Here is an 8,667-nt window from a genome sequence, read left to right on the forward strand (position 1 = left end):
AAATATTAAAAAAATAAAGGAAATATAATGGATTTTTTCTGGGGAATATTTTTTTCTTTTCCTGTGATTATTTTTAGTGGATTGCTAACGCTTTGCGTATTATATTGGTTAGTTGTAGCTGTCGGTATTTTAACTATTGATTGCTTAGACGTAAACCTTGATTTTGATATATCAATTGATAATCCACCGAACATATCTGGATTTGGTGGGTTATTAATGAAATTTGGTTTCAATCAAGTGCCAATGTCATTGGTGATAACATTAATATCATTATCAGGATGGTCAATTTGTTATTTTTCTTTTCGTTTTTTAGTTTTACCGCTATGTGATTTTGTTCTAATTTATTACATAGCAGGAATTTTTGTATTAATTATTTCTTTTATTGTAGCCGTTTATCTAACTGCTTTTATTATAACTCCTCTTAGACCAATATTTAGTAAACTCAATATATCGAATAATCATAAATTATTATTAGGTCAAGTAGTTGAAATTCGTTCCAGTTTTGTTAATAACATGAAAGGTGAAGCTATCTACGAAGATGGTGGCGCCGGATTAATCTTACAAGTTAGATGTAGTGAGTCATACTATTTCAAGCGTGGGGATAAAGCTATCTTACTTAGTTATGATACAACAAATAATAGTTATGAAATTATTAGTATAGAAGAGTTTCATCAGTAATAAAGTGAATATTTTTGGAGAATAGCAAATTATGACAATAAATTCAGACACTATCATTTTTTTCCTAATAGTTGTAGGGATAATATTCCTTGTGATTGTTGGATTTTTCTTATTGTTTAAAGCGTTCTATATCAAAGTTCCGCAAGGCACAGCTCTTATTGTTAATGATATGAGCTCAAAACCTAAAGTACATTTTACAGGAGCTTTAGTTTATCCTGTTATCTACAAAAAAGAGTTTATGAAAATTTCATTAATTACTTTTGACGTAGAACGTCGAGGTAAAGATGGTTTAATTTGTAAAGATAATTTGCGAGCTGATATTTGTGTCGCTTTCTATCTTCGTGTTAATGAAACTACTGAAGATGTTTTAAAAGTTGCAAAATCAATTGGTGTAGATAGAGCATCAGATCAAAAAGCTGTAAGTTCGCTATTTAGCGCAAAGTTCTCAGAGGCGTTAAAAACAGTCGGTAAACAATTTGAGTTAGCTAAATTGTTTGAGGACCGTATGAATTTCCGTGAACGTATTATTGATGTAATCGGTAAAGATCTTAATGGTTATGCTTTAGAGGATGTAGCAATAGACTATTTAGAACAAACCCCAATTAAATCACTTGATCCTGATAATATTTTTGATGCCGAAGGTATTAACAAAATTACATCTATTACTTCAGTTCATAAAGATGAAACGAACAAACGAGAAAGGGATCTTGAATTAGCATTAAAGAAAAAAGATACAGAGACTATTGAAGCCAAATTAGAACTTGAACGTCAACAAGCTGATGCTGAAGCTCGCCAAAAGCGGGAAATAGAAACCATTAGAGCACGAGAACAAGCTGAAACGCTGAAAGTGCAAGAAGAAGAGCGCTTAAAAGCTGAACAAGCTAGAATTCAATCACAACAAGAAATTGAAGTACGTGAAGAAAATCGTTTACGTGAAGTTGAAGTTGCACAACAAAATCGCTTAAGAGCTATTGCTATTGAGGAAGAACGAGTTGAAAGAGCACGTTCTCTAGAAATTGTTGCTCGTGAGCGTGAAGTTGAATTACAACGTATTGAAAAAGATAAAGTTCTAGAAGAAGAAAAGAAACAGATTGCTAATGTTATTCGTGAGCGTGTGGCAGTTGAAAAAACAGTTGCAGTTGAAGAAGAAAATATTAAAGAAGTGCGAGAAGTTTCAAAAGCCGATCGCGAAAAACAAACAACTATTATCGAAGCAGAAGCAAGAGCTGAACAAGAATTAGTTAAACAAGTTAAACAAGCAGAGGCTGATGAGCAATCATCTAAACACCGCGCAATAGAAATTAGTACAATGGCGCAAGCTGAACTTGAAGCCGCTGCTAAACAGGCTGAAGCAAAAAAACAACTCGCTCAAGGTATTGAAGCCGAAGAAGCTGCAATTGGTTTAGCTGAAGCTAAAGTACGTAAAGCACGTGCCGAAGCAGAAGAAAAAGAAGGTTTAGTAAAAGCCAATATTACTGCTGAAACTTTACTTGCAGAAGCAAGAGGAAATCAAGAAAAAGGCTTATCAGAAGCTAAGGTTATTGAAGCGAAAGCAATAGCAACAGAAAAACAAGGTTTAACCGAAGCAAAAGTACTTGAAGAAAAGCTTTCAGCTCAAGCTCGTGGTGATGAAAGAATTGGTTTTGCCAAAGCCGCAGCGACTAAAGAACAAGGTTTAGCTGAAGCATTGGTAATTCGTGAACGTTTAACTGCCGAAGCAAATGGTTTAGTCGAAAAATTCCAAGCAATGGGAACAATGAATGAGCAGTCTAAAAATCATGAAGAGTTCCGCTTGGCACTTGAAAAAGGCTTTGAACAAGCTATGGCCGCTATTGCTGCTAACAAAGAAATTGCCAGAGAGCAAGCTGATGTACTAGCGGCTGCATTTAGCAAGGCAAACATTGAAATTGTTGGTGGTAATGATAACTTCTTTAATAGCTTTTCTAAAGCCATTAGCGTTGGTAAAGCTATTGAAGGGACAGTAAACCAAAGTCCAGTACTACAATCTGTTATACAATCAGTACTATCACGTTTATCAGGTAATAAAAATGTTGATTTAAGCGAAACTTTAAAAAACACTGATTTAAAAGCATTAGCTAAACAATTTTTACCATCAAATAGTAATAATGACGATGGTAATAATTAATACTATACGTTTAATTAATTGTTAAATTAATATTATCACTATCATCTGCTTTCGGTAAAAGATTTCTCTTCCGAAAGCAATGACCTTTCTGTATGAAAATCAAGAGTAAAAAATGGTAGAAATAGGACAAGAAAACGAACAACAAACCACACTCGATAAAGCAGTTGCCGAAGGCGGAGCTTATGAAATCCTTCGTAAACGTTTAACTTCACTAGGGCAAGAACTCAACCAAAAAACAGAAGCATTAAATCAACAGCGACTTTCTGAGTTTGGCAAAAGTGATATGTCAATCATTAGTCGAATTCGAATAAGAACCGAAAATAATTGTATAGCAAGGGATATTGTCCGGTTTGGCGATTGGTTATTATTTGGTTACAACGTCTTTTTAGGCTTGAAAAAAGAAACCAGAGTTGAAGATGTTTTTTCCCTTTACCAACTAGTTGAACGTGATGAAAATTATGAAGCTGATGCAGTTGATCTATCAAATACTTTTTTAAATATTGATCGTTTTGTTCAAGATTTCAATGAACTATATACTTATTACAAAAATGCTCAATTGCTGCAACTAGTCGAACGAGACGGCAAATTACTCGCCAGTTTCCAAATTGGTGAGCGAGTAAGCGATATTCGTGTATTTCGCTGGTCAATTTCAAGTGACAAAAAAAACATTGAATATATTGATAATCGTGGTGAACGTGATATTGCATTACCACCTGCTTATGATTTTGAATGGATAGAAACCACTCGTGAAAACATTGTTAATGGGCGATTCCCCCATATTAATATTTTAGATACTGTTTTTGTTGAAACAATTGGTGGTGATCTCACCATAAAATGTGAAAACAATACCAATGATGGATTAGGCATTTATCGTGAAGAAGTACTCGATAAAAATCAGTCCATAAACGATGCCAAAATTGAATATGCAAAAGTAGGCGCATTAATACTCTTAAAAGTCTTACCCTACCGTGAAGACAACTGGCGATATCTGATCTATAACACTCTTACTCAAGAAGCACAACGAATTGATTTTATCGGTCAAGCATGTATCCAGTTGCCAGAAGACCATGGAGTGATTTTCCCTGGTGGTTATTATTTGCAAAATGGCGAATATAAAACATTCGAACAGTCCATGTCTGGAATGCGTTTTAGACGTATCCGTCGCTCTCCTAATGGCGAAGATGTGTTATACATTTTTTATGATCCAAATTCAGGTCGTTTAGCGCTATTTAACTACAATATGATTGAACGAAAACTGGATACCCCAATATTAGGTCATGGCTATGCTGTATTTGAAGATGGGCGAATGGTTGTATTTGAAGGTGAAAGCGATGAACCAACTCGTATTCACCCTATGCAAATTTGGCAAACACCTTTTTACAGTGATGAATTTGCTGCAACACAGCCAACCAACAACAGCTTTTTAGGGAAAATTGGTAATGCTGAGTTAGTTCGCGGTATCTCCGATCTCTATTTTATTGTTCGTGAAATTGATAATCAATCTGTTTCTTCTCAACTATATAGTAAATTAAGTGAAGACTCTAAGCGACTATTTGATAGTTATTTTTGGCTTAGTGATGAAAAGAATTTATCATTTTCACCTATTTTGCGTAACATTTCGCAAACAAGTGAATTAGTACTCGATGAATATGAAAAAGTCGAGAACATACGCCGCCAATCTGAAAGTGCCATGCGTGAGGCCATTACTAACCAACAAGATCTACTAGCAAAATTTTATCCTGATAGTTGGCAAGAAACTCAAGAATATGTTGATGCGCTTAATGCAATAAAAATGCAATTGGGTTGCCTTGTTACATTAAGAACTTATCGTTATATCGATTCAAATCAAATTGATAAAATGGAAAATGAGCTAAAAGAACGTCAATCATTAGTCTCATTAGCAACGGCTGAATTTTTGGTTAGTGATAAAGCACTTGAACCATTTATAAACCAAATAGATGATATTGAAAAATATTTAGAAAAAGCTGACACTGTTGCCAAACTTATTGAGCCAATAAAAAATACAGACGAAATGTCCAATGACTTGGATATGCTTTCTCAACTCATAGCAACTTTAAAATTTGATGATGTTACACTTCAAACCAAAATCATCGAATCAATTGCCGAAGTTTATGCAAAGCTTAATCAAACTAAGGCAAGAATTAGTCAAAAACGAAAAAATTTATCTAGAGTTGAAATGGTCGCACAATTTGGCGCCCAATTTAAATTATTTAGTCAAAGTATTGCCAGTGCTTTAAGTATTGCTGCCACGCCAGAAAAATGTGATGATGAACTATCAAGACTTCTGGTTCAACTTGAAGAGCTTGAAAATCAATTTAGTGAAAGCGAAGAATTTCTTAATGATATACTTGCTAAGCGTGAAGAGATATTAGAATCATTCGAAACACATAAACAGGCCCTTCTTGAAGAAAGAACAAGGCAAACCGAATCACTACTCACAGCTGCTAATCGAATTTTGGATAGTCTCCCAAGGCGAACCGCTAAATTCTCAGATCAAAACGAGCTGAATGCTTTTTTTGTTGCCGATTCTTTAGCGTTAAAAATTCGTGAAATTGTCGAAAAACTAAGGACACTTTTTGATAATGTAAAAGCCGATGATATCGAATCACGATTTAAAAATGCGCAAGATCAGGCTATTCGTGCTCTACGTGATAAATCAGAAATTTTTGAGTCGGGTGGCAATGTTATTAAATTAGGTCCAAGACATAAATTTAGTGTTAATACACAAGAACTTGACCTAACTATTGTACCCAAAGAAAACCATTTGTATTTACAGTTAACAGGTACAGATTATCAAGAGAAAGTTGAAAGTGCTAAATTAGAAAGCTTTAAACCTTTTTGGACAATTTCACTCGAATCCGAAACACCAATCGTCTATCGAGGAGAATATCTAGCTTACTTGATTATCAGTGCCACATTAAAAAAAGAGCTTGATATTAGTTATGAAGACTTAGTCAGTCAATTAAATCAGCCTGAAAGTTTAAATAAAACCGTGCGTGATTATGCTGCAATGCGATATCGAGAAGGTTATGAAAAAGGCATACATGATCATGACGCCATAAAAATTTTATCAAAACTTATTCCTCTTGGCGAAGCTGCTGGCTTACTACGTTACAATCCTTTAGCACGTAGTTTAGCAATACTATATTGGCAATATAACCAAAAAAATGATGTCGCTAAATTATGGCCTGAACGCGCTAAAACTTGTAAAGATATCCAAGCATTATTTGGTCATAACGAGGGATTAAACAATTTACAAGCAGAAATGTTTGTTGAATTAAAACAATTTTTACAAACCTACCCAATACGGCATGAACATTATCATATCAAACAAGCAACCGAATACTTAAGCTATGTATTAGCTGAAATTCCTCTACAGTTTACCTTAAGTAAATATAGTAATTGTATGTATGAAGGACTAAAAGCCAAGTTAGAAGAATCTCATATGTGGGGGGATTTTGACCAATCTCAATTAAATTTAAAAACTCGCCCTGCTGATCGTTGGAATCTTATTGAAAGTTGGTATAAAGGGCTTTGTACCTTACCCAAATACGAAAAATTATCAGAGTATATAGCTGAAGCAATCTTGCTGTGTATGTTAGATAAAGAAAATGGCCTTACCTTACAGGTCAGTGAAATTGAATTGGATATTACTGTCAATGATTTATTAGGTGAACACCCAACAATCAAACAAGGTGTGTTAAATATTAATCTTGATGACTTTTTTAGTCGTATGCGTAAACAATCAAGAGTTGTGATCCCTGAGTTTCAGCAATATCAAACGTTACGCAAAGAAATCCTAGATGAACAACGAGAATTTTTACATCTTGAAGAGTTTAAAGCTAAACCTTTAAGTTCATTTGTGCGTAACAAACTCATCAATCAAGTTTATCTACCCATTATCGGAGACAACTTAGCTAAGCAAATGGGGACAGTCGGTGAAAGTCGCCGAACTGACTTAATGGGGTTATTATTACTTATCTCTCCGCCTGGTTATGGGAAAACCACACTAATGGAATATGTGGCTAACCGGCTGGGATTAATTTTCATGAAAATTAACGGACCAGCACTTGGACATAGCGTACTATCTTTCGATCCTGAACAAGCGCCAAACGCAACGGCTCGTCAAGAACTTGAAAAGTTAAATTTAGCACTTGAAATGGGTAATAATGTTATGTTATATGTTGATGATATTCAACATACTAATCCAGAATTTTTACAAAAATTCATCTCGCTTTGTGATGGATCTCGGCGCATTGAAGGAGTTTGGAAAGGTAAAACCAAAACTTATGATCTTCGAGGTAAGAAATTCTGTGTTATTATGGCCGGAAACCCTTACACTGAATCAGGTGAAGTATTTCAGATACCGGACATGCTAGCCAACCGTGCCGATATTTATAACTTAGGTGAAGTCCTTGGCGGAATGAATGAAGTATTTGCGTCAAGTTACATCGAAAACTGCTTAACTTCCAATCCAATTTTATCACCATTGGCACTGCGTGATCTTAATGATCTTTATAAACTTATTGATCATGCACAAGGCAAACCACTCAATACCAACGAACTGAGTTATGCCTATAGCCAAGCTGAAATTAGTGAAATTGTAGCTGTATTACGTCATTTATTAAAAATTCGTGAAGTAGTGTTTAAGGTCAATCAACAATACATCATCAGTGCAGCGCAATCTGATAAATATCGCACCGAACCGCCGTTTAAGTTACAAGGTAGTTATCGAAACATGAACAAACTTGCTGAAAAAGTTTCGTCGGTTATGAATGATGATGAACTTAACCAAATTATTGAAGATCACTACCTTGGAGAAGCGCAACTTCTCACCAATGGGGCAGAAGAAAATCTTCTTAAATTGGCAGAAATTCGAGACATATTAACTAAAGAGCAAGCCAAACGTTGGCAACAAATTAAGGCTGATTTTATGCGCAATAAAACACTTGGGGGTGATGAAGCAAATACAGGTAACCAAATTGTCACACAGTTGGCTGATTTAGTGCAAAGTGTGCAAGCATTAAAATTCTAAACAGACAAAATAAATACGTTAAATTCTAAGTTTAAATATGCTTGTCTATTATTAATCATTTTACTAATAAAAGCGGAAAATAACTCTCAGCTTTTATTAGAAAAATGTATCAGAACGATTAACTGCATTGATTTGATAATGACCTAAAAACTTTTTTTACATTTTGTCCATATGGGTAGATGGAATACTATTTAATGCTTTATTTAAATGACGAATTTAAATCAAAAAGTGCATCAAATTTTACATTTATCCGATTACTGAATAAGTTTATATTAAGGTTGTAACTATCCCCTAAAACAGTACAACAAAAAAGTAGAAAATTCTCTATGATAAAAGTAAAAGGGGATTTAATGATGAAAAAAATGACTGAACATCAAATCGTCGCTATTTTAAAAGAAGCTGAAGCGGGTATTCCTGTCAAGGAACTCTGCCGTAAATATGGCATGGGTAATTCAACTTTTTATAAATGGCGGGAAAAATACGGCGGAATGGATACTTCGGATATCAAACGCTTAAAAGAGCTAGAGGCTGAAAACCGCAAACTTAAGCAGATGTTTGCCGAGCTGAGCTTAAAATCACAGCTTCAGGAAGAAATCATAAAAAAGCTTTAGTGCCCACAAAGGCACGTAAAACGTGGGCACAGCAACTACAACAAAATCATTCTGTTACTATAGCTATGAGCTGCGCTATCGTTGGCTTAAGCCGTTGTGCTTACTATTATCAACCTAAGTTACAGGATGATTCGGTGATTGTTTCGGTATTGAATGCTATCACAGACCGGCATTTA

General features: G+C 34.8%; 3 protein-coding genes and 1 pseudogene. All 4 read left to right on the forward strand.

Annotation, left to right across the window (positions count from 1 at the left end; genetic code table 11):
- The first annotated feature begins 27 nt into the window (after positions 1-27).
- On the forward strand, positions 28-678 hold the full coding sequence (locus A9G38_RS06520) for a hypothetical protein (RefSeq protein WP_034915017.1): 651 nt from the start codon (positions 28-30) through the stop codon (positions 676-678).
- 31 nt (positions 679-709) lie between these two features.
- A complete protein-coding gene (locus A9G38_RS06525) occupies positions 710-2,824 on the forward strand; it encodes a hypothetical protein (protein ID WP_051634337.1) in 2,115 nt (704 codons plus the stop codon).
- 112 nt (positions 2,825-2,936) lie between these two features.
- Positions 2,937-7,880: a DNA repair ATPase gene (locus A9G38_RS06530; RefSeq protein WP_034915020.1), complete on the forward strand. Its 4,944-nt coding sequence runs from the start codon at positions 2,937-2,939 to the stop codon at positions 7,878-7,880.
- Between the two features lie 350 nt (positions 7,881-8,230).
- Positions 8,231-8,456 (forward strand): annotated as a pseudogene (locus tag A9G38_RS06535) (transposase); the annotation flags it as partial.
- Positions 8,457-8,667: the final 211 nt, after the last annotated feature.

This window comes from Gilliamella sp. Imp1-1 (genome assembly GCF_001690415.1).
In the GTDB taxonomy this organism is placed as follows: Bacteria; Pseudomonadota; Gammaproteobacteria; order Enterobacterales; family Orbaceae; genus Gilliamella; species Gilliamella bombi.

Bases quoted from the DNA above. Each gene is read 5' to 3' on its own strand.
- A9G38_RS06530 (WP_034915020.1), top strand. From the start codon at position 2,937: ATGGTAGAAATAGGACAAGAAAACGAACAACAAACCACACTCGATAAA.
- A9G38_RS06525 (WP_051634337.1), top strand. From the start codon at position 710: ATGACAATAAATTCAGACACTATCATTTTTTTCCTAATAGTTGTAGGG.
- A9G38_RS06520 (WP_034915017.1), top strand. From the start codon at position 28: ATGGATTTTTTCTGGGGAATATTTTTTTCTTTTCCTGTGATTATTTTT.